The following is a 24547-nucleotide window of genomic DNA, read 5'->3' on the forward strand; positions in this document are numbered from 1 at the left end:
TTTGGGCGGACAGCCTGTGACCGGCCGTTTGCTGATCCTGTCGGCGCTGACGGTCCTGCTGGCGGGGATCGCGACCCGCATCGGCCTGTTGAACCTGCCCGCGCAGTTTGACGAGTTCTATCACCTGCTGCCTGCGCGGTCGCTGAACGATGGTGCGGGCTTTCGCATCCTGGACGGCGAATACCGGCGTGGGGCGGGCTTTACCCGCGCGCTGGCGCTGCATCTGCGGCTGTTGGGACAGGACGACCTGGCCACGGCGCGGCTGTTTCCCATGCTGCTTGGGGCGGCGGTGCCGATGGTGCTGTTCCTGTGGCTGAACCGCCATGCGGGCTGGGCGGTCGCGGCGCTGGCGGCGGTGCTGGCGATCCTGTGGCCCGCGGGCATATTCGAGGCGCAGACCGTGCGGTTCTATTCGCTGCAGGTGCTGACCTTTCTGATCGGTGCCGCCGCTTTCTATAACGGGTTTCAGGCCAGCGGCCGGGCGCGCGCCGCTTGGCTGGCGCTGGCGGTTCCGGCGCTGGCGGTGGCGCTGTCGGCGCAGATGTCGACCCTGATCGGGGCGGCGGCGCTGGGCCTGTGGTGGGCGCTGGCCCATGCGCTGCCGTTTCTGCGCCGCCATCCCGCCGGTCGCTGGGTGGTGACGCTGGGGGTTCCGGCGGCCCTGCTGCTGCTGTTCGCGGCCTATCGGCTGGGGGTCCTGCACAAGGCGTGGGAGTTCTATCGCTGGGTCCCCGCCCACAGCGAAAAGGCCCGCGATGACGTTCTGTTCTATCACCGTCTTTTCCTGGAAGGGTACGGTCCGCTTTGGGCGGCCTTTCCGGTGGTGCTGTTTCTGGCGATCTGGCGGGCGCGGCGGATGGGGCTGTTTTGCGCGGTGATCTTCGCGGTGGCCTTGGTCACCCATTCCTTCGGCGCGTTCAAGGCGGCGCGCTACCTGTCCTATGTGATGCCGTTCTATTTCGCGCTGACCGCGCTTGCGATCGTCGCCGTGGCGGACTGGGTGGCGGGGCAGGTGTCGGCGCGGGTCGCATCCGCGCGCTATCTTCCGGCGACCGCTGCGGGGCTGGTGGTGCTGGTGGCGCTGATCTCGGGCTCGTTCATGGCGCCCGCGCTGCGGCTGGCCACCGCAACCGCGCCCCTGAACCGCGAGGATTGGTCCCGCGTCGCCACCCTGGTCGGCGATTGGCGGGATGTGCCGTTCCGGATGACCACGCGCGAGCTCGATACCATCGCCTATCTGGGCGATTACGACCTGTTGATCAGCCGCAGCCGCCTGTCCGAAACCCCGCCATTCACGCAATTCGCGCGCGACACGCGCACCGGCCGGCCGATCATCAGCGACACCGCCACGGTGGCGCAGGTCATGCTGTGCGTGCCCGAAGGGCTGATCGTGGCCGATCCCGGCTGGTGGGCCGATGTCGGCTGGCAAGAGCGTCTGGCGCCCACGCTGGCCACGCCGGGTTTCCAGTTTCAGACCCGCGCTGACGACCAGAATTTCCTGCTGCGCTGGCAATCGCCGCAACCGCCGGCGGGCGCGTGCGATCTTCCCGGCCTGTAACCGCCGCGGCAAACCGTTCAGGGCGCTTGACCGCCCCTGAAAACCAACGCATATCGTCGCGAATGACCGATCTGAAAAACATCCGCAACTTTTCCATCGTGGCCCATATCGACCACGGCAAATCCACGCTGGCCGACCGCCTGATCCAGATGACGGGCACGGTGGCCGAACGGGACATGCAAGAGCAGTTGCTGGACAGCATGGATATCGAACGCGAACGCGGGATCACCATCAAGGCCAACACGGTGCGGATCGAATATCCCGCCAAGGATGGCGAGACCTATGTGCTGAACCTGATCGACACGCCCGGCCATGTCGACTTCGCCTATGAGGTCAGCCGCTCGATGCAGGCGGTCGAAGGCTCGCTGCTGGTCGTCGACGCGACCCAGGGGGTCGAGGCGCAGACGCTGGCCAATGTCTATCAGGCCATCGATGCCGACCATGAAATCGTGCCGGTGCTGAACAAGATCGACCTGCCCGCGGCGGATGTGGACCGCGTGGCCGAACAGATCGAGGATGTGATCGGCATCGACGCCACCGATGCGGTGCAGATCAGCGCCAAGACCGGTGTCGGCATCCCCGATGTGCTCGAGGCGATCGTGACGCGCCTGCCCGCGCCCAAGGGCGACCGCGATGCGCCGCTCAAGGCGATGCTGGTCGACAGCTATTACGACGCCTATCTGGGCGTGGTCGTGATCATCCGCGTGATCGACGGCGTCATCAAGAAAGGCGACCGGATCAAGATGATGGGCACTGGCGGCACCTATCCCGTCGACCGGCTGGGCGTCTTCCGCCCCAAGATGCAGGATATCGCGGAACTGGGCCCGGGCGAGATCGGCTTCCTGACCGCCTCCATCAAACAGGTGCGCGATACCCGCGTGGGCGACACCATCACGCACGAGAAAAAGGGCACCGACAAGGCCCTGCCGGGCTTTAAACCCGCGCAGCCGGTGGTGTTCTGTGGCCTGTTCCCGGTGGATTCGGCCGAATTCGAGGATCTGCGCGACAGTATCGAGAAGCTGGCGCTGAACGACGCCTCTTTCAGCTACGAGATGGAGACCTCGGCCGCGCTGGGCTTCGGCTTCCGCTGCGGGTTCCTGGGGCTTCTGCACCTGGAGGTCATCCGCGACCGGATCGAACGGGAATACGACATCGACCTGATCACCACGGCGCCCAGCGTGATCTATCACGTCCACATGAAGGACGGCACGATGGTCGAGCTGCACAACCCCGCCGACATGCCCGATCTCACTTACGTCGATCATATCGAGGAACCGCGCATCAAAGCCACGATCCTGGTGCCCGACGAATACCTGGGCGACGTGCTGAAGCTGTGCCAGGACCGGCGCGGCATTCAACAGGATCTGACCTATGCCGGGTCCCGCGCCATGGTGGTCTATGACCTGCCGCTGAACGAGGTGGTGTTCGATTTCTATGACCGGCTGAAATCGGTGACCAAGGGCTATGCGTCCTTCGACTATCAGATGATCGGCTATGCCCAGGATTACCTGGTCAAGATGCAGGTGCTGGTGAATGACGAACCCGTGGACGCGCTGTCGACCATGGTTCACCGCGACCGGGCCGAGGCGCGGGGCAGGGCGATGTGCGAAAAGCTGAAAGAGCTGATCCCCCGCCACATGTTCAAGATCCCGATCCAGGCCGCCATCGGCGGCCGCGTCATCGCCCGCGAGACCCTGTCGGCCATGCGCAAGGACGTGACCGCCAAATGCTATGGCGGCGACGCCACGCGGAAGAAAAAGCTGTTGGAGAAGCAGAAGGCGGGCAAGAAGAAGATGCGCCAGTTTGGCAAGGTCGAGATCCCGCAGCAGGCGTTTATCAACGCCCTGAAAATGGACGATTGATCGTCCAATTTTAGGGTGGGGCGAAAGCTATTTTCGAAGAAAATCGCGTGCCCCTGCGGTTTGCCTGGGCGGAGAGCTCAATGCGTTGAAGATAGATGATTGATTGTGCGCTCTTGGGGTGATGCCGAAGCTGCATAGGGGCGCAAGTGTGCTTCTATTACGAAGAACATCAAGCGACTACGGATCCCCTTCAGAATCATCTGATTTGGGGAAGCCGCTTGCCTTGAATATTGGTCCTAACCAGCTTGTTTCGGACCACTCTCCAGTCAATACTGTACGAAGTAAATGTGAAGTAGCTAGCATCAAAAGCACAAAAGCTAGTGACTGCCACCAACCTAGATTCACCACCATGGACACAAACCCGGCAATTATGCTAAGTCCTAGCACCGCGGACACCACCATGCCAATCCACTCGCTTATGGAGTATAGGCGCGCAACTCTATCTTGAGAGTCTACGATCTTTTCGGCAAGTTCAGGGTTGCTCTCAGCTAGCCTTCTCAACTCGCTTATGCTGTTAGGGCTGTAGTGAAAGTTCTCTACATAGAGCGCATTTACATTTTCACGGTCGCGTGCGTTAGCTGGAACTCTGTCAGGAAGACCCGCTTCGTCTTTCTCTGATGACAACAGAATTCCCTTTCTTGGTATCTCGGTTCACGCTGCTTGTACCATGACCATCTTTGATATTCTTTAGAACACGCACCATGGGTTTCATCGTCAACGTTTTGTTGACGCCAGAGTTGAACCCGTGCATGTCGAGCTTGTAGCTCCCACCCATGTTTTCCTCGGTGATGTTGTTTGGTTGCAGGCATTTATGGAGGTTTGTGGACCACTTCTTTGGTTTAAATATGGCGATATTTTCAGGAAATCCAAGCAGTAGATTATTTTTGGCGTGAAAAATTTAGTATGAGATGTGCGATCTCGAGTTCTGTGGGTCCTGTGGTTTTTCTTGTAAAAAACGTTTTATTTCAGCATCATGTGTGGGTTTTCTTGTGGTTCAAGCAACCTCAAAATAACCCGTCCCCACCTTTCTTCTGTTCGATGGCCTCGTCGGCGGCGACGGCGCCGGCGGCGCCGATGACGACGGGGGCACAGGCCGACAGCAGGGTGGGGGCGGTGATGATGGCGATCAGCCAGAATGTTTTGCGCATGCTCGATTCTCCTGACGCCAGCTTAGCGGCAAATCAGGTGAATGATAGGGGCGGGTTGCCGCGCGCGGGCCGTTACCCCTCGGCGCCGTGCTGGGCCTCGGGGTGGTCGGTGATGAAATGGTGCAGCACCGCGTAAAGCTCCCGCGCGTGGTCCAGATTGTCGGCATGCAGGGCGCTGCGGATATCCTCGCAGATCATCTGTTGCACATGCTGCGGCCCCTTGTGCTGGTGCATCAGATAGTCGCCCAGCGTCGCGGCGTTCAGCGCGGGCAGGCCCTCGTGCTCGGCCACGGCGGCGATCTCGTCGCGGGTCAGGCAGGTCATGTCCTCGATATCGTCCAAGGTGATCATGTCGGCTCCTCCTTCGCGGGCAGTATAGCGCGAAACGGCCCCGGGCGCGCGGGCGCCGATTGCCCCAGGGACAATGGGGCGCAGCGCGCATGCGGCGTTCTGACATATTCAGTATGTCGAATGCATCTTTAGGGTGCACCGCGGAACGCGCATGGAGACTGTGAGAGGATGTCGAAATGCTGAAAACTTTGCCCGCCCTGGCCGCCGTCGCGCTGCTGGCCCTGCCCGCGCAGGCCGAACCCGCAGAGCGTCTGGTGACGGTCGTCACCGCGGCCGAGCCGCAGACCCAGCTGATGAGCATGGTTCTGACCATGCAGGCCGTCGCCAAGGGCGTGGACACGCGCATCCTGCTGTGCGGGCCGGCGGGGGATATCGCGCTGAAGGACGCACCCGAAACCGCCACCGCCGGACAGCCGCCCAAGGGGATGAGCCCGCAGGGCCTGTTGCAGGCGGCGATGGAAAAGGGCGCCAAGGCCGAGGTCTGTGCGATCTATCTGCCGGGCAAGGGCGCGGGCCCCGAGGCGCTGCTGGACGGCGTCACCGTCGCCGCGCCGCCCGCCATGGCCGACGCCCTGCTGGACGATGACGCGGCGATCTGGTCGTTCTGACCGGATTTCGGACAAAAAGAAACCGGCCCACCGGCGAAGCTTGGGGATTTCGCGGGTGGACCGGTATACGGCCCGGGGGACAACCGGGTCGGTAGGCTTGAAATTTTTTGCGCTCAATCGTTTACGCGGTACACGTCACATCAAACTGGTTACGGTTACTCGTCACGCCAATCTGGTTACATCTGGGCCTGGGTCTCGTTGGCCTCGGTCTCGATCGCTTCGCCGGCGTTCTGGATGTCCTGGCCGGCGCCTTCGACGGTTTCACAGGCGCTCAGGGCAAGGGCGGTCAGCAGGGCCAGGGTCATGCGGGTCATGTCGGTATCTCCGTTCTTCGCTTTGCAGTCCTGTCGTCAACGCGCGTCACGGATTGGGGTTCCTTTTATTTTTGAATAACTTCGGTCCAGGCGGTTTCATCGGCCCGTTTCAGACGCATCAGCGCCTCTTCGGCCTCGCGCCGCAGGGTTTCGCGGTGGTGGGTCTTTTCGGCCTCGACCCGTTCGACCAGGCTGTCGATCTGGGGCAGGGGCGTGTCGGTGGCCGCTGACAGGGTCTCCAGCGCCTCCAGGATCTTGCCCAACTGCGTGCCATAGCTGGCGATATTGCGGTGGATGCGGGATTCGATGCGCGGGTCGCCCGCGATGTCGGGGGAAAAGACGCGTGGTTCGACATTCTGGGTCACGTCGCCCGACAGCGGGGCGTGGAATTCGGTGCGGATCGTGGGGAAAAGGGAAAACGGGTAAGACATGGAAAATTCTCGGTACTGAAAAGCAAATAAATATGCTTCACAGAACCGTGTTGTTTCCGTCGTGTCAACGATATTATCCGCCGCGCCGCAGCATGCCGGGCGTCTGCGCGCGGGGGCGTTACCCCAGCGCGCGCCAGCCGATATCGCGGCGATAGAACCCGTCGGGCCAGTCGATCCCGTCGGCCAGGGCATAGGCGCGGTCGCGCGCCTCGGCCAATGTCGCGCCGCGCGCGGTGGCGTTCAGCACCCGCCCGCCAGCGGCCGTCACATGGCCGTTGACCTCCTTGGTGCCGGCGTGGAACACCATCTGGCTGCTGGTTTCGGGCAGGGCGTCCAGCCCCCCGATGACAGAGCCCTTGTCATAGCCGCCGGGATACCCCTTGGCCGCCAGCACCACGGTCATGGCGTGGTCGTCGGCCCAGTTGACCTGAGCCTGGTCCAGCCGCCCCTCGGCACAGGCCAGCAGCAGGTCCAGCGCCTGCGCCCCAAGGCGCAGCATCAGCACCTGGCATTCGGGGTCGCCAAACCGGACATTGTATTCCACCAGCCGGGGCTGGCCGTCCTGGATCATGAACCCGGCGTACAGCACACCCTGATAGGGCGTCCCGCGTTTCGTCATTTCCGCCACCGTGGGCTTCACGATTTCATCCAGCGCCTTTTGCGTCACCGCATCGGTCATCACGGGCGCGGGGGAATAGGCGCCCATGCCGCCGGTATTGGGGCCGGTATCGCCATCGCCCACGCGCTTGTGGTCCTGCGCGGTGCCCACGGGCAGCACGTTTTCCCCGTCGCACAGGATGAAGAAGGACGCCTCTTCGCCTTCCATGAATTCCTCGATCACCACCTCGGCGCCCGCGCCGCCAAAGGCGCCGCCGAACATGTCGTCAATGGCCGCCAGCGCCTCGGCCTCGGTCATCGCGACGATCACGCCCTTGCCCGCGGCCAGCCCGTCGGCCTTGACCACGATGGGCGCACCTTGAGCGCGGATGTAATCGCGGGCCGCATCGGCATCGGTGAAACGGGCATAGGCGGCGGTGGGCGCGCCACAGGCGTCGCAGATCTCCTTGGTGAAGCCCTTGCTGGCTTCCAGTTTCGCGGCCTCGGCCGACGGTCCGAAACACAGGAATCCGGCGGCGCGCAGCCGGTCGGCCACGCCCGCGGCCAGCGGCGCCTCGGGGCCGATCACCACGAAATCCACCGCGTTTTCCTCGGCGAATGTCGCGACGGCGCCGCCGTCTTCGATATCCAGCGCCGCGCATTCGGCGATCTCGGCCATGCCCGCATTGCCGGGGGCACAGATCAGCCGATCGCATTTCGGGTTCTGCTTGATCGCCCAGGCCAGGGCATGTTCGCGCCCGCCACTGCCGAGGATAAGGATATTCATGCCAGATGCTCCCGCCCGAATTTGGTTGGGAGGGTTCTACGGCGGTGCGTTGCGGGACACAAGCGGTGCTAGCCGCCATGCACCATCAGCGCGACGATCAGCGCCTCGCGGTCGGCGGCATAAAGCGCGCGGTCCTGTTGCAGGCGCCGGATCAGGGCCGGGCGATCCGCCACCCGGACGCGCGCCAGATCCATCGCTTGGCTCAGCTTCGGCCCGCCCCCGGCCGCGATCTCGGTCATCAGGGTGGGGTGATGCACGGCCACATGGCGCGCCACCCGCGCGCGGCGGGCGCCATAGGCGGCATTCGCGATCCCTGTGCTGACCGCCTGGCCCGGCAGCAGGACGGGGTTGGGGATATGGCTGGCCTCTCGCCCACAGGCGGTCAGCATAGCGAATGCGAGTAAAAGCCACGATCGCAACATCGCCTGCAAGGGTGCCACGAAACACGCGGTGGCGAAAGACTACAGGTACCTGCGTGGTTCACCCGGCTTGCGCGATCTGCTAGATCGGATGAAACGCAAATCTCTAGAGAGATCAGACAAGATGCGCGACCCTGAACTGATGTCCCGTCTGCAAGAGCATCGCTTTGGCGCTGAGGCGCACACGCAGAGCTTCGCTTCCAGACTGGCGGCACAGGAACTCTGGGATCCGGACTATGCCGCCCGTGTGGTGCAGGAATACAAGCGTTTCCTCTATCTTTCTCAAGTCAGCGAAAAGCCGGTCACGCCCAGCGTGGCAGTCGACGCGGCCTGGCACCTTCATCTGGCCATGACGCGCGACTATTGGCAGGTTCTGTGTAAACAGGTGTTGCGGAACGATCTTCACCATGACGCCGCCGATACCGGTGAGGATTCCGCCCGTATGGCCGATCAATATGCCGCGACACGACGGCTTTATGCGCAGGAGTTTGGTGCAGTCGCACCAACGGACATTTGGCCTATTCCCGGTCAGACCCGTGGCGCTGCCCGCGCCACACGGCCACTGTTCATCGTCGGGGCGGCGACCGGCATCGCGGGCGCCGGAGCGCTTTTCGCGGGCGCGTCTGTGTTGGGTATCACAGGACTTGTCCTGGGCGCAGGATTGATCATCTGGGGCTTGTTGCAGGTAAAACCGGCCAAAGCAGACCGAACTGGTGGCACATTTGTCGCTGGTTGTAGCGGCGGCCATGGCAAAGGAAATAGCAGCGCGGTTGATGGCGGTGCAGGCGATGGTGGCGCGGGCTGCGGCGGCGGTGGTTGCGGCGGAGGAGGAGGCTGACATGGACCTGATCGACGCCCCAGAACCCGGCCAGAACGCCCCGGAATTCACCGTCAGCGAAATCTCGGGCGCGGTGAAGCGCACGATCGAGGGCGCCTTTGGCCGCATCCGTGTGCGGGGCGAGGTCGGCCGCGTGTTCAAGGCGCGCTCGGGCCATCTTTACTACGACATCAAGGACGACAATAACGTGCTGGCCTGCACCACGTGGAAGGGCCAGGCGGCGCGCCTCAGCGTCATCCCCGAAGAGGGGCTGGAGGTCATCGTCACCGGCAAGCTCACCGCCTTCGGGGCGCAGTCGAAATACAACCTGAACGTGGACGAGGTCACCGTCGCGGGCGAAGGTGCGCTGATGGCGATGCTGGAAAAGCGCAAGAAGGCGCTGGCGGCCGAAGGCCTCTTTGCCGCCGAACGCAAACGCCCGCTGCCGTTCCTGCCTGAGGTGATCGGCGTCGTGACCTCGCCCAGCGGTGCGGTCATCCGCGACATCCTGCACCGGCTGCGCGACCGTTTCCCGCGCAAGGTGCTGATCTGGCCCGTGGCGGTGCAGGGATCGGCCTGCGCACCCGAAGTCACGCGCGCGATCCGGGGCTTCAATGCGCTTAGCCCAGGCGGCGCGCTGCCCCGGCCCGACCTGATCATCGTGGCGCGCGGCGGCGGCTCGATCGAGGATCTGTGGGGCTTCAACGAAGAATCCGTGGCCCGCGCGGCGGCAGAGTCCGACATCCCGCTGATCTCGGCCGTCGGGCACGAAACCGACACCACGCTCATCGACTATGTCTCGGACAAGCGCGCGCCGACGCCCACGGCGGCCGCCGAACTGGCCGTGCCGGTGCGGCTGGAGCTGCTGTCCTGGACCGATGAACAGGGCGCCCGCCTGACCCATGCGGCCACGCGCGCCATCCAGCAGCGCCGCCAGCGGATGCAGGACATGGCCCGCGGGCTGCCCCGGCCCCAGGCGCTGGTCGAAACCGCCGCGCAACGGCTCGATCTGTGGTCGGCGCGGCTCGACCCGGCGCTCACGGGCGTCGCCCAGAAAAAACGCGTGGCGCTGGCCGAACGCTGCGCCAGCCTGCGCCCGGCCATGCTGCACGCGCGGCTGGACGATGCGGGCCGCCGCCTGGACGACCGCGCCGCCCGGCTGCAACCCGCGGCCTTGCAACGCGACATCGACCGTAAGTCGCGCGAGCTGCGTCAGGTGTCCGACCGGCTGGCCCAGATCGCCCGCACCCGCACCGCGCGGCTGGCCGACCGGCTGGCCGCACTGGAACGCATGCGCCAAAGCCTGGGCTATACCGAAACGCTGAAACGCGGCTATGCGGTGGTGCGCGCGGGCGAAGATGTGATCACCACCAGCGCCGAGGCCGCGAAAGCCGCCACGCTGGAAATCCAGTTCCGCGACGGGCGGCTCGACGTGGTGCCCGGCGCCGCAAACCCCGCCGCCCCCGCGCCCGCCAAACCGAAAGCCACGAAACCGGTCAAGAAACCGCCCGAACAGGGTAGCCTGTTCTGAACCGCCCCTTTCAGCGCTTTGAAAAAACTCCCGCCGGAGGCCTGAAATCTCAGGCGCCGACCTCGGGGCCGGGGCAGATCAGCGGGGCATCGTCCTTTTCCACCTCGTAAAGCTCGGTCGCGTCGGGGTCGCCTTCGAACCGCGCGCTCAAGCCTGCGCCATCGCTGAAAAAGCTCCAGCATTGTGGCGCCTCGGGCGCTTTTTCGTAGACGAAACAGATCATGCCCGCCTGTTCATACCACCGCCCGCGCTGGCATTCCCCGTTCAGAAAGGTCCAGATCACCTCGCGCCCCGGCAGGTATTGCTCGGCGCCATAGGCCAGCCCTTCCGCCCCGAAATAAAGCGTCCGCCCGGTGGCATAGTCCTCGAACGCCTCGGCCGACATCGGGCCATCGGCGGCCCGGACCGCCCCGGCCCAGAGCATCAGGAAGAAAAGACAGGCGCGCATCATGGGGGTCCCCCTGGTCATCGGCGCCCGGTCACCGGGCACCCCGGGACATCTTGCCATCCCGCGCGCGGGCGGTCCATCGCGCCCGGCGCCAAAGCGCCCCCTGCGGGCACAGATTTTCGTGAGCCGCCGGGGATTGCCGCGTTTTCGGGCGGCGGGCCGATGCCCGCGCTTTTGGCGTTTCTGTCCGGGATCGGGCTTTTCTAGCGCCGCGATTGCCATTAAGTCAGACCTGATCGGAGGCGACATGGCACTTTTCAGAAAGCTCAAGGACAAGCTCTTCAAATCTTCGTCGAAGCTCGAAGAGGGGCTGGAGGCGATTGTCGAGGATGGCGGCACGCTCGACACCACGCCAGAGCTGCCCGAGGTTCCCGCCCAGCCCGATCCCGCGCCCACGCCCGAACCGGTGCCCCAGCCCACGCCCGACCCGGTGCCCGAACCCGAACCGGTACCGATCCCCGTGCCCGAACCGGAAACCGTGCCCGCGCCCGATCCCGCGCCGCAACCCGCGCCCGATCCCACGCCGGTGCCCGAACCGATGCCGGTACCGCCGCCGCAACCCGAACGCGCGCCCGAACCGCCGGTCGAACTGCCGGTGCAGCCCGACATCACGCCCGATCCCGCGCCGGTGGAAATCCCGCTGCCGCCCGCCGAAACCGCTGCACGCCCAGGGATCATCGGCCGGCTGCTGGGCCGGGGCGACGGCGCGCCGGTCATGCGCCGGGTGCTGGATGACGACATGCTGGAACAGCTCGAAGAGCTGCTGATCGCGTCCGACATGGGCGTCGACACCGCCCTGCGCGTCACCGCCAACATGGCCGAGGGGCGGTTCGGCAAGAAACTGTCGGTGGCCGAGATCAAATCCCTGCTGGCCACCGAGATCGCCCGCATCATGGAACCCGTCGCCAAGCCCATGCCGCTTTACCCCAGCAAGCCGCAGGTGGTGCTGGTGGTGGGGGTCAACGGCTCGGGCAAGACCACGACCATCGGCAAGCTGGCCAGCCAGTTCAAGGCGGCGGGCAAATCGGTGGTGATCGCCGCGGGCGACACGTTCCGCGCCGCCGCCGTCGAACAGCTTCAGGTCTGGGGCGAACGCGCGGGCGTGCCGGTGATGACCGCACCCGAAGGGTCCGATCCCGCCAGCCTGGCTTTCGACGCCATGACAAGGGCCGAGGCCGAGGGCGCCGATCTGCTGATGATCGACACCGCCGGGCGGCTGCAGAACCGCGCCGACCTGATGGAGGAACTGGCCAAGATCGTCCGCGTCATCCGCAAGAAGAACCCCGACGCGCCGCACAACACCCTGCTGGTGCTGGACGCCACCACCGGCCAGAACGCGCTTAGCCAGGTCGAGACATTCCGGAAACTGGCCGATGTGTCGGGTCTGGTGATGACCAAGCTCGATGGCACGGCCAAGGGCGGGGTGCTTGTGGCGCTGGCCGACAGGTTCGGCCTGCCGATCCACGCCATAGGCGTGGGCGAACAGATCGACGACCTGGATGCGTTCGATCCACAGGATTTCGCGAATGCCCTTGCCGGGGTCGCGAACACGTGATCATCTGCCGGTCTTGAAGCCCCGAGCGATCAGCGCAGGTGGTTCGGCCCATGACTTTCACAAGGAAACTGTCCGATGCCGAACGCACTGACCGCCGGGGCGCCGTTCCCGCAAACCGATATCGCCCGCCTTGGCGGTGGCACCATCACCTTGGGCAAGCCCGAGCGCGCCGAATGGCAGCTTGTCTTCGTCTATCGCGGCCTGCATTGCCCGATCTGCAAGCAATACCTGTCGGACCTGGAACAGATCCTGCCGGCCTTTGCCGAGATCGGGATCGAGGTCGTCGCGATCTCGGCCGATACCGAAGCCAAGGCGCAGCAGATGCAGACCGAACAGGGGCTGAGCCTGCCCATCGGGTACGATCTGTCGGTGGCGCAGATGCAGGCGCTTGGGCTTTATATCTCGACCCCGCGCTCGGCGCAGGAAACCGACCGGACCTTTGCCGAGCCGGGGCTGTTCCTGATCGATGCGGGGGGCGATCTTCACATGGTCGACTATTCCAACGCGCCGTTCCTGCGGCCCGATCTGGACCGGTTGCCCGCACGGATCAAATATGTGCTGGAAAACGACTATCCGGTCAGGGGCACCTTTGCTGGATAGGATGATGTGAGCAATTGGCTGCTGTCACTGGAGGGCACCGCCGCCGGGCACCAGCTTGCGCTGGTGCTCGCGCTGCTGGCGGCGCTGTTGCATGCGGTGTTCGGGGCGCTGCAGAAGGGGCGGCACGATCCCTGGCTCAGCCGTGGGGCGATCGATTTCAGCTATGGGATGATGGCCGCGCCCTTTGCGCTGTTCGTGGTGCCCTGGCCCGAGCCGCATATGTGGGCGATCTTTGCCGGGGCTTTCGTGATCCATGTGGGCTACAAGCTGGCGCAGGGCTATACCTATACCAAGGGGGCCTATACCGTCGTTTATCCGGTGGTGCGCGGCACCGGGCCGCTTTTCGCGGTGATCGGGGCGATGGTGATCTTCGACGAGCATTTCACCGCCGCGCAATGGCTGGGCATGGCGGTGCTGCTGGCGGGGATCTTCGGGCTGGCGGTCTATAATCTGATCCATTGGGAATTGCAGCGCGACACGCTGAAACTGGCGCTGATGCTGGCGGTGCTGACCGGCGCCTTTGTCGCGCTTTACACCACCTATGACGCCTATGGCATTCGCGCGACGGCCAATCCGTTCACCTTTCTGGCGTGGTTCTTCTTCATCGACGGGCTGCTGTTCATGCCCGCGATCGCGCTGCTGCGCTGGCGCAGCATGGCCGACCGGCCCGCGCCGAGGCCGCTGATGGCGCGGGGGGTGCTGGGCGCCATCGTGGCGTTCCTGAGCTTTGGGTCGGTCATGATGGCCACGCGGCTGGACAAGGTGGGCGAGGCGGCGGTGCTGCGCGAAACATCGACCGTCTTTGCCGCGCTGATCGGCTGGCTGGTGCTGGGCGAAAAGGTCGGCCCGCGCCGGGTGGTCCTGATGGGTTTGATCGCGGCGGGCGCCGTGATAGTTGAAATGGGTGGATGAAAGAGGCAGCGATGAGCGAGAAACGCATCAATCCGATCCTGAAGATGGCGCTGGAACTGGGGCCGATCGCGGCGTTCTTCGCGGCCTATGTCGCGATGAAGGACAAGAGCTTTGTCATCAGCGGCACGGAATATGACGGCTTCATCCTGGTGACGGCGGGGTTCATTCCGCTGATCCTTTTGACCACGGCGCTGTTGTGGAAGCTGTCGGGGCATATTTCCAAGATGCAGATCGCGACCGCGGTTCTGGTGGTGGTCTTCGGCGGGCTGACCGTGTGGCTGAACGACGACCGGTTCTTCAAGATGAAGCCCACGATGATCTATACGCTGTTTGCGGGGATTTTGGGCTTTGGGCTGCTGCGCGGGCAGAGCTATCTGAAGCTGGTGATGGAAGAGGCGATGCCGCTGCGCCACGAGGGGTGGATGATCCTGACCCGGCGGCTGGCGCTGTTCTTTGCCGGGCTGGCCGTGGCGAACGAGGTCGTCTGGCGCACCATGTCGACCGACACCTGGGTGAATTTCAAGACCTTTGGCCTGACCGCGGCGGTGTTCCTGTTTTTCATGACCCAAAGCGGCGTGTTCCAGAAATACGCCGCCGAGGCGGATGAGGACAGTGCCTGATCCGATTGCGCGGGCTTGCGCCCGCACGACATTTTGTGGCGCGCTGACGCGCGCGATGCCTCCGGCGGGAGTATTTTTCGAACAATGAAGGGTCAGGCCTGTTTCTTGAACAGGATCTCTTGCGCCTTCTTGTCGGATTGCAGGTTGCTGCGTTTTTCGGCGGCCAGGGCGCGGCCCTTTTGCACCGCGGGGCGTTCGCCGACCGTCTCCAGCCAGCGTTTCAGGTGCGGCTTGTCGTCGAGGGTCTGTTCCTGACCCTCCCACAGGGATGCCCAGGGCCAGATCGCCATATCGGCGATGGAGTAGAAATCGCCGGCGACGAAGGCGTTCTGGGCCAGTTGCCGGTCCAGCACGCCGTAAAGCCGCGCGACCTCGTTGCGGTAGCGGTCCTTGGCATAGGGCAGGTCGTTGGGAGGCTCCATGCTGGGGGCGTATTTCAGGAAGTGATGCGCCTGGCCCGCCATCGGACCCACGCCGCCCATCTGCCACATCAGCCACTGGTCGACCGCGATGCGGCTGCGTTCGGTATCGCCGCAGAAGCGGCCGGTCTTGCGCGCCAGGTATTGCAGGATCGCGCCGGATTCGAAGATCGCGATCGGGGCGCCATCGGGGCCGTCGGGATCGACGATGGCGGGCATCCGGTTATTGGGCGCGATTTTCAGGAAATCGGGGTCGAACTGGTCGCCCGCGCCGATATCGATCAGGTGCAGATCATAGGGCAGGCCCATTTCCTCGAGCGCGATCGAGATCTTCCAGCCGTTGGGCGTGGGCCAGTAATAGAGGTCAATGGGTGCGGTCATGTCGGTTCTCCTGTTCGCTGGGATCAGGATGGCGCTTTTCCGGCAAAGGGCAAGGGCAGGGGCAGGCGGGGCCGTGCAACTCGTCGTGACCGGCGGGGCTGGGGCGTGTCGGGCAGGCGCATGCGCAGGTGTTCCAGCGGGAAATCGGCCCGCAGGAGCGCGGTGTAGAGGCCGAACATGCCGGGGCGCAGATAGGGGCTCCAGTGACAGATCCGGCGTTCGGGGGCGGCGACGGGAAAGCCAAGGTCGCGCAGCGCCTGCAGGGTGGCGGTGCTGTCGATCCGTAGGGTCAGCCAATTGGCGCGGTCGGTGAAGCCCGCCTGGCCCAGGCTGCGGTCGCCGGGGCGGTGCGGGGCGACGAGCCATTCCAGCAGCAGGTCATAAAGCGTGTTTTCCCCGCTGGCCACGGTCAGGAACGCCGCCGCGCGCCCGGCGGGGGTGTCGAGGGCCGCGCGCGCCTGGCTGCGTGTTTCGGCAGGCGCCATCAGGATCGCGTGGCGCAGCGCGCCCGCTTGCAAGTGGGGCAGGGCGGCCAGGGTGACCCGCGCGCCCAGCGAATGGGCCAGGATGTCGACCTGTCGGCCGGGGCTGTGATGCCGGATCGTGGCGATCAGCCGGGCCAGCGCGGCGCCGGTGCGCGCGGCCTGCCCATAGGCGCGCCAGATCGAGCCCGACGCCTCCCACCCGAAGGCGATGCAGAGCCCGTCGGCGGTGTCGTCGCCAAAGCCCAGAGCGCGCGGCCAGGACAGCGCCTTGCGGCAGCCGCTGGCGGGGTCCAGCGCCAGGATATGCCGGTGCGGGCTGCGGGCGGGGTGGCTGGGCGAGAATTTGAACCCGTGGATCAGGATCACCACCGGCGCGCCCTTGGGCAGCGCGTGCAGGGCGGTGCGCAGCCGGGTTTCGGCATCCGGGTCGGGCACAAGGCCCGCGGGGCCGGCATTGATCTGGACAAGTGGCATGGGTGCCCCCACTACATCTTGGGTGCGGGAGTTAAACCGAGGATACGACAGGGGCGTGAACCGGGTGTTACAGCTGCGTGACGGTGCTTGACGGTCACGGCGCGTGGCGATATGTCACGGCCATCGTGGCGATTTGTTCACCGGATTGCGGGCCACGTTAAACATGCCGCTAAAGAGGTCAGGGACGGATTGCCCCCGACGCTCGTGATGCGGTGGGGGCTTTTTTATGCGTCGCGAAGGAGTGACCGACAGATGACACAGGACTGGAACCCGCGCACCAAGGCGGTGCATGCCGGTATTCGTCGCAGCCAGTATGGCGAGCTGTCCGAGGGGCTGTTCGTGACCCAGGCCTTCGTCTATCCCACGGCCGAGGCCGCCGAGGCGCGGTTCCAGGGCGCGGGCGATGACGAATTCATCTATGCCCGCTATGGCAACCCCACCAACCGCATGTTCGAGGACCGCATCGCCGCCCTTGAGGGGACAGAGGACGCGTTTGCCTGTACCTCGGGGATGGCGGCGGTCAGTGCGGCGCTGATGGCGCTGACCAAGGCGGGCGATCATGTGGTGTCTTCGCGCGCGCTCTTTGGGTCGTGCCTGTATGTGCTGGAGGAGGTTCTGGCGCGCTACGGGGTCGAGGTGACGCTGGTCGATGGCACCGACAATGCGGCCTGGGACGCGGCGATCCGGCCCGACACCACGCTGGTGTTCCTGGAATCGATCTCGAACCCCACGCTCGAGGTGGTGGATCTGGCGCATGTGGTCGATGTGGCGCATCGCAACGGCGCCCTGGTGGTGGTCGACAATGTGATGGCGACGCCGGTCTTTTCCTATGCCACGCGGATGGGGGTGGATCTGGTCGTCTATTCCACCACCAAGCATGTGGACGGGCAGGGGCGGATGCTGGGCGGTGCGATCTGTGGGTCGCGCGCGCTGATCCGCGGCCCGATCGAGACCTATGTCAAGCACACTGGCGGGGCGATCAACCCCTTTGCCGCCTGGACCCATCTGAAGGCGCTGGAAACGCTGGAGCTGCGGGTGCGCGCCCAGGCTGAGAGCACGGCAAGGATCGCCGAGGCGCTGGTCGGCCATCCCAAGCTGAGCCAGATGCGCTATCCCACCCATCCCACGCATCCGCAATATGACGTGGCGATCGCACAGGCGCCGTCGGGCGGCACCGTTCTGGCGATCGAGGTGAAGGGCGGCAAGGATGCCTGTTTCAAATTCCTCAACGCCTTGAACCTGTTCATCATTTCCAACAATTTCGCCGATGCGAAATCCATCGCGACCCATCCCGCCACGACGACGCATCAGCGTCTGCCGCAGGATCAGAAGGACGCGCTGGGGATCAGCGACGGGTTGGTGCGCATCTCGGTCGGGCTGGAACATCCCGATGACCTGATTGCGGACCTGATGCAGGCGCTTGATCTGATCTGAGCCGGGCGGGCCCACGTATTACCCTGTGAAATTGTGGAAATACGCCGTATAACGCCCATCTATGGGCGAGCACGGCGTCACAAGGGAGTGCCTGCAATGAACGTTCACGACCGCGATACCGACCGGGTGCCAAGCCGGGACGAGGCCAGGGCCGCGCTGAAACTGCTGCGGCGCTGGGCCGGTGCGTCATCGACGCTGGAGATCGAGACGCTCGATCCCGCCATCGAACGGCTGATGCCGGGGCGCGACCTGTCCAATGGACCCGCGCTCAGCCGGACCTATCCGTCGGATTTCACGGTCGATGCGGCGTACAAGGCGTCGATGCCCGATCTTCAGAACGGGCCGGCCAGCCTGATCCGGGGGCAGAAGCGGCTGATCCAGCATGTGGGGATTTCGAATTTCCGCCTGCCGATCCGCTTTCACACCCGCGACAATGGCGACCTGACGCTGGAAAGCTCGGTCACCGGCACGGTCAGCCTAGAGCCCGGCAAGAAGGGCATCAACATGTCGCGCATCATGCGCAGCTTCTATCGGCATGGCGAGCGGACCTTCAGCTTCGAGGTGATCGAGGCGGCCCTGGACGATTACAAGACCGATCTGGAAAGCCTGGATGCACGCATCCAGATGCAGTTCTCCTTCCCGATGAAGATCCGCTCGCTGCGGTCGGGTCTGGAAGGGTTTCAATATTACGACATCGCGCTTGAGGTGATCGAACAGAACGGGCAGCGGATGCGGATCCTGCATCTGGACTACGTCTATTCGTCGACCTGCCCCTGTTCGCTGGAACTGGCCGAACACGCGCGCAGCGCGCGCGGGCAGTTGGCCACGCCGCATTCGCAGCGCTCGGTCGCGCGGATCTCGGTCGTGGTGGAACCCGGCGCGGGCTGTCTGTGGTTCGAGGACCTGATCGCGCTTTGCCGCAAGGCGGTCCCGACCGAGACCCAGGTGATGGTCAAGCGCGAGGATGAACAGGCCTTTGCCGAGCTGAACGCCGCGAACCCGATCTTTGTCGAGGATGCCGCGCGGCTGTTCAGCGAGGTGCTGCATGCCGACCCGCGGATCGGCGACTATCGCGTGGTGGCCAGCCATCAGGAAAGCCTGCACAGCCATGACGCGGTCAGCCTGCTGGTCGAGGGCGAGACCTTTGCCGGCAACAGCCTGGATCCCAAGCTGTTTTCGACGCTGATCCACCACGGCTAGGCCCCTTGCGGGCTTGACAGCGGGGGGCGGCAGGGCCAAGCCTGCGGTCATGCTGGATCTGCGCCCCGTTGGATATGTCGTCGGCCTGTTGGTTGCCGTTTTGGGCGCGACCATGCTGTTGCCCATGCTGCTGGACCTGTGGCACGGGAATGGCCATTGGCCCGTATTCCTCGAGGCCGCGATCCTGACTTGCCTGACCGGCGGCGTGCTGTCGCTGGCCTGTTCGAACGGGGTGCAGGCGGGGCTGACCCTGCAACAGACCTTTCTTCTGACCACCGGCGTCTGGCTGATCCTGCCGGTCTTCGGCGGCATCCCTTTCGTGATCGGCGCGACCGAGGCGCGTGCCGTCGACGCGTTTTTCGAGGCGATGTCGGGCATGACCACCACCGGCTCGACCGTGTTTTCGGGGCTGGATGCGCTGCCGCAGGGGCTGCTGCTGTGGCGGTCGATGCTGCAATGGTTCGGCGGCGTGGGCATCATCGTCGTGGCGATGGTCTTCCTGCCCGAATTGCGGGTGGGCGGGATGCAGATCTTCCGGTCCGAGGCGTTCGAGACAGACGGCAAGGTGCTGCCGCGCGCGGCACAGATCGCGGCGCGGATCTCGGTCGCGTATCTGGTTCTGACGGTGGCCTGCGTGCTGTGCTATCTGGTTGTGGGGATGTCGTTCCTGGACGCGGTCAACCACGCGCTGACCACGGTGTCCACGGGGGGATTTTCCAGCCATGACGCGTCGTTCGGGGCGTTTCAGGGGGCGCCGGAATATGTCGCGTCGGTGTTCATGGTGTTGGCCAGCCTGCCCTTCGTGCGCTACGTGCAACTGATGGCGGGCAACCTGCTGCCGCTGAAACGGGATTCGCAGGTGCGGGTCTTTCTGGTCCTGATTTTCTTCCTGACCGTGCTGATGACCATCTATCGCGTGTTCATCAATGACGACCATCTGGAACATGCCTTCCGCGAGGGGATCTTCAACGTCACCTCGATCATCACCGGCACCGGCTATGCCAGCGTCGATTACCAGCTGTGGGGCGCGTTCCCGGTGGTGGTGTTCTTCTTCATCGGGCTGGTGGGGGGCTGCGCCGGGTCGACCTGCTGTTCGATCAAGATCTTCCGCTATCAGTTGCTGTTTGCCGCGATCCTGGCGCAGATCCGCAAGATCCACTCGCCCCACGGCGTCTTTCCGCCCCGGTACGAGGGGCGCACCGTGCCCGAGGATGCGCTGTCGTCGGTCATGGCGTTCTTCGTGATCTTCGTGGTGTCGCTGGGCGTGCTGTCGGTGATGCTGGGCCTGACGGGGCTGGATTTCGTGACCTCGGTCTCGGGTGCGGCGACGGCGCTGGCCAATATCGGCCCGGGGCTGGGCGACACGATCGGCCCGGCGGGCAACTTTTCCAGCCTGAACGACACCGCCAAATGGATGCTGACGGCGGGCATGCTGATCGGCCGGCTGGAGCTGTTTGCGGTCTATGCCATGCTGACGGTACAGTTCTGGCGCAGCTGAGCCGCCGCCAGGGCGCGGAAACGGGTTCTTCGCAACGGCGGGAATTTCGGCTAAGCCGGGGGCATGTCCAATTTATCTACAAAATCGGCGATCATCGCCGAGGCCTTGGCCGAAGAGATCATCCGTGGCGAGTTGGAGCCGGGGTCGCGCCTGGCGCAGGATCACATCGCTGAACGGTTCCAGACCAGCCACGTGCCCGTGCGCGAGGCGTTGCAGCGGCTGGTGCAGATGGAGCTGGCAACCTCCGAGCCACGGCGCGGCGTGCGGGTGTTTTCTCTGTCGAATGCCGATCACGAAGACATTCAGGAAATGCGCCTGGCGCTGGAGCCGCTGGCGTTGCGCAAATCCATCGCGGCTCTCGACAGGGCTGCGCTGGCGGGGATCGAACGCGCGCGGGTGCAGTGTGACAATGCGACCGATCCGATCTCGTGGGAGAAGGCGAACCGGGCCTTTCACCTTGCGATCCTGGCGCCCTGCAACCGGCCGCTTTTGCTGAAGCGGATCGCGCCGTTGCAGCGTCTGTCGGCGCATCGCTTCCACGCGCGCTGGCGTGCGGGGTGGGTGCGGTCCTCGGACCGGGACCATGGCGCGATTGTTCAGGCGATGCAGCGGCGCGATGCGGATGGCGCCTGTCAGATCCTGTCGCGGCACCTGATGCGATAGGGCGGGGCAGGCGGCGCTTGAGCGTTAAATCTATAAAGACTATAACCGAAAAGAATCTTCTGGTTATTTTATAGATAAAAATGAGGACGCCATGCAGAACGCCACCACCAGATCGCTTCCCGTCGCGGGCGGTCAGATCCTGAAACTCTCCCTTGCCGTTTGCCTTCTGACGCTGTCGGCCAAGACCACGGTGCCGTTTTTCCCCGTGCCGATGACGATGCATGTCATGGCCACGCTGCTGCTGGCGGGCTTGGGCGGGTTGCGCTTCGGCGCCTTGTCGCTGTTGTCCTATCTGGCCGTCGGCGCGGCGGGGATGCCGGTCTTTACCGGAACGCCGGAGAAAGGCATCGGGCTGGCCTATATGGTCGGGCCGACGGGCGGATATCTGGCGGGCTTTCTGGTCGCGGCCGTGCTGGTGGGCTGGGCCGTGGACCGGTTCGGCCGCCGCGCGGTGTGGTGGGCCATGCCCGTGGCGCTTGGGCTGGTCTATGCGCTTGGTCTGGCCTGGCTGTCGCGGTTCGTGCCGTCGGACAAGCTTCTGGCGCTGGGTCTGATGCCGTTCGTCCTGGGTGATCTGCTCAAGGTCGCGATGGCCGCGCTGTTGACCACGCTGGCGCCTGCACGACTGACGCGCTGGATCCGGGGCTGAGCCCATGCTGGATCTTGCCAAGCTGGGCGACTCGCCCGTCGCCGCCCGGGCCGAGGCGCTGTTGCGCAGCCCGTTGATGACGCTGCTGCATCAGGCCGCCGAAACGCATCGCGCCCATCACGATGTGGAATATATCCAGAAGGCCAGCCTGCTCAGCATCAAGACGGGCGGCTGCCCGGAGGATTGCGCCTATTGCCCGCAATCGGCGCATCACAAGGAAGTCGGGCTGCAGAAAGAGCATTTCATGCACCCCGACCGGGTCATCGAAATGGCCGCCCGCGCGCAACAGGCCGGGGCCGAGCGGTTCTGCATGGGCGCGGCCTGGCGCAAGGTGCGCGATGGCGCGGAATTCGACGCGGTGCTGCAGATGGTGCGCGGCGTGCGCGCCCTGGGGATGGAGGCCTGCGTGACCCTGGGCATGTTGCAGCCCCATCAGGCACAGGCGCTGGCCGATGCGGGGCTGACAGCCTATAATCACAATCTGGATACCGGCCCCGAATTCTATGCCGAGATCATTGGCACGCGCACCTATCGCGACCGGCTGGAGACGCTGGACCATGTGCGCGCGGCGGGGATCACGATCTGTTGTGGGGGCATTATCGGCATGGGCGAAAGCCTGCGCGACCGGGCCGAGATGCTGGCCGTACTGGCCAGTTTCGATCCCCATCCCGAAAGCGTGCCGATCAATGCGCTGATCCCCGTGCCCGGCACACCGCTGGCGCATCTGCCGCGCATTCGCCCGATGGAAATGGTGCGGATGGTGGCCACGGCCCGCATCCTGATGCCGAAAACCCGGCTGCGGCTGTCGGCGGGGCGCGACGGGTTTTCGGTCAGCGACCAGATCCTGTGCTTTGTCGCGGGGGCGAATTCGATCTTTTACGGCGATGTGTTGCTGACGGCGCCAAACAGCGGCCTGTCGCTGGACGACGCGCTGTTCGAAACCCTGGCCCCCATCGCGGAATAAGCGCTCGGACGGGGGCGGCCAGGCGGGGCGGCACGCGCGTCCCGCCCGGCAATCATCAATTCCAGCAGCTGACCAGAACCGTCATGTCGGCGGCCAGGCCGGTCAGATCCTCGGGCGCCAGCGCGGCGGCGCTTTCGGCGGCGGCGGGTGTCACGCCATGCGCCGACAGGAAATCGGCGATCGCGGGCACCTTGGCGGCAAAGCTGACATCGCCGGGCAGTTGCTGTGCGCCGGTGTCGGGGGCCAGCAGCACGCCCATCACCGCGCCCTGGGTGTCAAAGACCGGGCCGCCCGCATCGCCGGGGGTGGCCGCCAGCGCCAGGCGCTGCAGCTCGTCCTCGCCACGCAGACCGCGCAGGTCGGCCAGTTGCCCAAAGGTCAGCACCGGCAGATCCAGCGCCCCGCCATAGGGGAAACCCGCCACCGCCACATCGCTGTTCAGCCGCGGCACGCTGGCGCGGAACGCGGCATAGGCCGGCGGGGCCAACGGCTGTTTCGGGGTCAGAACCGCCAGGCCCAGCAGGTCGTCGCGCGCGGCGACCTCGGCCTCGTATTCGTCGGCGATGGTGACGCGGGTGCATTGGCCCAGAACCTCGGTCGTGGTCAGCACCGCGCCGTTTCCGTTCACGTAAAAGCCCGAGCCGGTGACCGTGGGCCGCCGCACCTGCAACCCCGAGACCAGATCGACCGCCTGGCTTTCGGTGGTGTGGCCGACGGAATCGCCCAGCACGACGCCCGCGACGGGGGCAAAGCTGTCGCGCATCACCTTGACCGCGTGTTGCATCAGCTTTTCGTCACCCGGCGGCCAGGCAAGGGTGAAGCCCTTGATCTCGTCCCCGTCCAGCCGCGCGAAGGTATAGGAATGCAGCGCCGCGCTTTGCCCGGTCAGTTCGAAACTGTTGCGGCCGCGTTCGCGCGCGCCGTCGACCGGAACGATTTCCAGCGTCTGCATGATGTCATAAAGGCCGTAAAGCGTGTCCTGGTTGCCCGCCTGGCTGATCAGCAGGACCTGAACGCCGCTGCCATCCTTGGCGGTGTAATGGGCAAAGGGCGCCTCGTACCGGTCGAACGCCACCATCGCGGCAGGCATGGACAGCGATACGCCGGCGGTCGTGTCCTCGACCACCCGCATGCCCAGCTGCGCCAGCGCATCGTCCATCCCCTTCAGCAGGGCGGCGCGCTGTTTCGTGGTCAGGATGCCGGTCGGCTCCAGCCCCATGGCGGTCTGATAGGCGGCCATCGCCCGGCGGGTGCCGGGACCGAAGGCGCCGTCGATGGCCGCGTCATAGAACCCTTCCCATTGCAGCGCCTCTTGCAGGCGCATCCGTGCCTCACGCGGAAGATCGCGTTCGCTGCGCCGCGCCTCGGCCGGGGTTTCATCGGGCAGCGGCGCGGGGTTGGCGGGCATGGCTACCTGCGGCACCGCCGGTGTCGGGTCGACCTGCGGCGTCACCGGGCGCAGGTTGGCACCCACGGGCCAGAATTGCTGGCCGTAATCCCGGCTGAAGGCCACGAAACTGTCGCGCGGGATCAGCAGCTCGCGCTTCAGCTCGCCCATCTGCGCCAGCGCGTCCTCGCGGGTGTAGGGGCCCAGGGCAATCGCGTACCAGCCCGTGCTCATCCGGAACCCGTTCACCTGCGGGAACGCCCCGGCATAGGCGCGCGCGCGGTCCTGAGCCTCGCGCAGGGTGGAATGCGCCTCGATCTGGACCCAGGCGGTGGATTGCGCCTGTCCCATTGTGCCCGCAAGCACGCCGAACAAAAGGCAGAAGATGCCGATCGTTTTTCTCATTTCTGCCCTATCCCCGGTGGTCTGCAGCAT

Annotated in this window: 26 protein-coding genes and 1 riboswitch; of the genes, 15 read left to right on the top strand and 11 right to left on the bottom strand. The window is 65.1% G+C overall.

The features are described from left to right. Nucleotides 1-16 precede the first annotated feature (16 nt). Both CLM60_RS08835 and lepA read left to right on the top strand, forming a co-directional pair. Entirely contained in the window at nucleotides 17-1558 is a 1542-nt protein-coding gene (locus CLM60_RS08835; protein WP_141246485.1) for a hypothetical protein, read from the top strand. 62 nt (nucleotides 1559-1620) lie between these two features. Next, nucleotides 1621-3420: a translation elongation factor 4 gene (gene lepA, locus CLM60_RS08840; RefSeq protein WP_095588809.1), complete on the top strand. Its 1800-nt coding sequence runs from the start codon at nucleotides 1621-1623 to the stop codon at nucleotides 3418-3420. Nucleotides 3421-3597: 177 nt separating this feature from the next. Here the strand turns inward: lepA and CLM60_RS20655 are convergent, their stop codons facing one another. The 3 genes from CLM60_RS20655 to CLM60_RS08845 form a co-directional block, all read right to left on the bottom strand. Further along, nucleotides 3598-4044: a hypothetical protein gene (locus CLM60_RS20655; protein WP_141246486.1), complete on the bottom strand. Its 447-nt coding sequence runs from the start codon at nucleotides 4042-4044 to the stop codon at nucleotides 3598-3600. Between the two features lie 380 nt (nucleotides 4045-4424). Next, nucleotides 4425-4568: a hypothetical protein gene (locus tag CLM60_RS20890; protein ID WP_176473836.1), complete on the bottom strand. Its 144-nt coding sequence runs from the start codon at nucleotides 4566-4568 to the stop codon at nucleotides 4425-4427. 72 nt (nucleotides 4569-4640) lie between these two features. Then, nucleotides 4641-4919, bottom strand: a complete 279-nt coding sequence (locus CLM60_RS08845) for a hypothetical protein (protein ID WP_095588810.1) — start codon at nucleotides 4917-4919, stop codon at nucleotides 4641-4643. 176 nt (nucleotides 4920-5095) lie between these two features. Here CLM60_RS08845 and CLM60_RS08850 point away from each other — a divergent pair, with 176 nt between their 5' ends. Continuing rightward, complete coding sequence (locus CLM60_RS08850) at nucleotides 5096-5527, top strand: DsrE family protein (RefSeq protein WP_095588811.1); 432 nt, start codon at nucleotides 5096-5098, stop codon at nucleotides 5525-5527. Between the two features lie 176 nt (nucleotides 5528-5703). Here CLM60_RS08850 and CLM60_RS08855 read toward each other — a convergent pair whose 3' ends face one another. The 4 genes from CLM60_RS08855 to CLM60_RS08870 form a co-directional block, all read right to left on the bottom strand. Continuing rightward, nucleotides 5704-5841 (bottom strand): entericidin A/B family lipoprotein, encoded by a 138-nt coding sequence (locus CLM60_RS08855; protein ID WP_081893856.1) that lies wholly within the window; start codon nucleotides 5839-5841, stop codon nucleotides 5704-5706. A 65-nt stretch (nucleotides 5842-5906) separates the two neighbouring features. Beyond that, nucleotides 5907-6272 carry a hypothetical protein gene (locus CLM60_RS08860; RefSeq protein ID WP_095588812.1) on the bottom strand — a complete coding sequence of 122 codons (366 nt, stop codon included), beginning with the start codon at nucleotides 6270-6272 and terminating at the stop codon, nucleotides 5907-5909. A gap of 118 nt (nucleotides 6273-6390) precedes the next feature. Further along, nucleotides 6391-7656 (bottom strand): phosphoribosylamine--glycine ligase, encoded by a 1266-nt coding sequence (purD, locus tag CLM60_RS08865; protein ID WP_095588813.1) that lies wholly within the window; start codon nucleotides 7654-7656, stop codon nucleotides 6391-6393. Between the two features lie 68 nt (nucleotides 7657-7724). Continuing rightward, nucleotides 7725-8045, bottom strand: a complete 321-nt coding sequence (locus tag CLM60_RS08870; protein ID WP_095588814.1) for a hypothetical protein — start codon at nucleotides 8043-8045, stop codon at nucleotides 7725-7727. 154 nt (nucleotides 8046-8199) lie between these two features. Here CLM60_RS08870 and CLM60_RS08875 point away from each other — a divergent pair, with 154 nt between their 5' ends. Beyond that, complete coding sequence (locus CLM60_RS08875; RefSeq protein WP_095588815.1) at nucleotides 8200-8913, top strand: glycine-rich domain-containing protein; 714 nt, start codon at nucleotides 8200-8202, stop codon at nucleotides 8911-8913. A gap of 1 nt (nucleotide 8914) precedes the next feature. Then, complete coding sequence (gene xseA, locus CLM60_RS08880; protein ID WP_095589309.1) at nucleotides 8915-10423, top strand: exodeoxyribonuclease VII large subunit; 1509 nt, start codon at nucleotides 8915-8917, stop codon at nucleotides 10421-10423. A gap of 49 nt (nucleotides 10424-10472) precedes the next feature. Here xseA and CLM60_RS08885 read toward each other — a convergent pair whose 3' ends face one another. Beyond that, on the bottom strand, nucleotides 10473-10874 hold the full coding sequence (locus CLM60_RS08885; RefSeq protein ID WP_425427219.1) for a hypothetical protein: 402 nt from the start codon (nucleotides 10872-10874) through the stop codon (nucleotides 10473-10475). Between the two features lie 244 nt (nucleotides 10875-11118). Between CLM60_RS08885 and ftsY the strand changes: the two genes are divergently transcribed. From ftsY to CLM60_RS08905, 4 genes are all read left to right on the top strand, one after another. Further along, the gene (gene ftsY, locus CLM60_RS08890; protein ID WP_095588816.1) at nucleotides 11119-12426 is read left to right on the top strand and encodes a signal recognition particle-docking protein FtsY; all 1308 of its coding nucleotides are present in this window, start codon (nucleotides 11119-11121) and stop codon (nucleotides 12424-12426) included. Between the two features lie 75 nt (nucleotides 12427-12501). Continuing rightward, nucleotides 12502-13026 carry a peroxiredoxin-like family protein gene (locus CLM60_RS08895; RefSeq protein ID WP_095588817.1) on the top strand — a complete coding sequence of 175 codons (525 nt, stop codon included), beginning with the start codon at nucleotides 12502-12504 and terminating at the stop codon, nucleotides 13024-13026. 6 nt (nucleotides 13027-13032) lie between these two features. Beyond that, on the top strand, nucleotides 13033-13938 hold the full coding sequence (locus tag CLM60_RS08900; RefSeq protein ID WP_095588818.1) for a DMT family transporter: 906 nt from the start codon (nucleotides 13033-13035) through the stop codon (nucleotides 13936-13938). Nucleotides 13939-13949: 11 nt separating this feature from the next. Further along, nucleotides 13950-14558, top strand: coding sequence for an inner membrane-spanning protein YciB (locus CLM60_RS08905; protein ID WP_095588819.1), 609 nt, complete (start codon nucleotides 13950-13952; stop codon nucleotides 14556-14558). 92 nt (nucleotides 14559-14650) lie between these two features. Here CLM60_RS08905 and CLM60_RS08910 read toward each other — a convergent pair whose 3' ends face one another. Both CLM60_RS08910 and CLM60_RS08915 read right to left on the bottom strand, forming a co-directional pair. Beyond that, a complete protein-coding gene (locus CLM60_RS08910) occupies nucleotides 14651-15358 on the bottom strand; it encodes a glutathione S-transferase N-terminal domain-containing protein (protein ID WP_095588820.1) in 708 nt (235 codons plus the stop codon). A gap of 23 nt (nucleotides 15359-15381) precedes the next feature. Then, nucleotides 15382-16317 (bottom strand): alpha/beta hydrolase, encoded by a 936-nt coding sequence (locus CLM60_RS08915; RefSeq protein WP_095588821.1) that lies wholly within the window; start codon nucleotides 16315-16317, stop codon nucleotides 15382-15384. A gap of 115 nt (nucleotides 16318-16432) precedes the next feature. Then, nucleotides 16433-16511, top strand: a riboswitch (SAM riboswitch). Nucleotides 16512-16569: 58 nt separating this feature from the next. On the opposite strand from CLM60_RS08915, the gene CLM60_RS08920 reads away from it, so the two are divergent. The 6 genes from CLM60_RS08920 to bioB all read left to right on the top strand — a co-directional run bounded on the left by CLM60_RS08920 (nucleotide 16570) and on the right by bioB (nucleotide 22725). Continuing rightward, nucleotides 16570-17751, top strand: coding sequence for an aminotransferase class I/II-fold pyridoxal phosphate-dependent enzyme (locus CLM60_RS08920; protein ID WP_095588822.1), 1182 nt, complete (start codon nucleotides 16570-16572; stop codon nucleotides 17749-17751). 96 nt (nucleotides 17752-17847) lie between these two features. Beyond that, on the top strand, nucleotides 17848-18951 hold the full coding sequence (folE2, locus tag CLM60_RS08925; RefSeq protein ID WP_095588823.1) for a GTP cyclohydrolase FolE2: 1104 nt from the start codon (nucleotides 17848-17850) through the stop codon (nucleotides 18949-18951). 49 nt (nucleotides 18952-19000) lie between these two features. Then, on the top strand, nucleotides 19001-20449 hold the full coding sequence (locus CLM60_RS08930; protein ID WP_095588824.1) for a TrkH family potassium uptake protein: 1449 nt from the start codon (nucleotides 19001-19003) through the stop codon (nucleotides 20447-20449). A gap of 63 nt (nucleotides 20450-20512) precedes the next feature. Beyond that, a complete protein-coding gene (locus CLM60_RS08935) occupies nucleotides 20513-21112 on the top strand; it encodes a GntR family transcriptional regulator (protein WP_095588825.1) in 600 nt (199 codons plus the stop codon). A 91-nt stretch (nucleotides 21113-21203) separates the two neighbouring features. Next, the gene (locus CLM60_RS08940; RefSeq protein WP_095588826.1) at nucleotides 21204-21761 is read left to right on the top strand and encodes a biotin transporter BioY; all 558 of its coding nucleotides are present in this window, start codon (nucleotides 21204-21206) and stop codon (nucleotides 21759-21761) included. Between the two features lie 4 nt (nucleotides 21762-21765). After that, a complete protein-coding gene (gene bioB / locus CLM60_RS08945; protein ID WP_095588827.1) occupies nucleotides 21766-22725 on the top strand; it encodes a biotin synthase BioB in 960 nt (319 codons plus the stop codon). 55 nt (nucleotides 22726-22780) lie between these two features. Here the strand turns inward: bioB and CLM60_RS08950 are convergent, their stop codons facing one another. Beyond that, nucleotides 22781-24517 (bottom strand): trypsin-like peptidase domain-containing protein, encoded by a 1737-nt coding sequence (locus CLM60_RS08950; protein WP_245848316.1) that lies wholly within the window; start codon nucleotides 24515-24517, stop codon nucleotides 22781-22783. Between the last annotated feature and the right edge of the window lie 30 nt (nucleotides 24518-24547).

Origin of the sequence: Actibacterium ureilyticum, from assembly GCF_002285435.1 — a bacterium.
Taxonomy (GTDB): Bacteria; Pseudomonadota; Alphaproteobacteria; order Rhodobacterales; family Rhodobacteraceae; genus Actibacterium_C; species Actibacterium_C ureilyticum.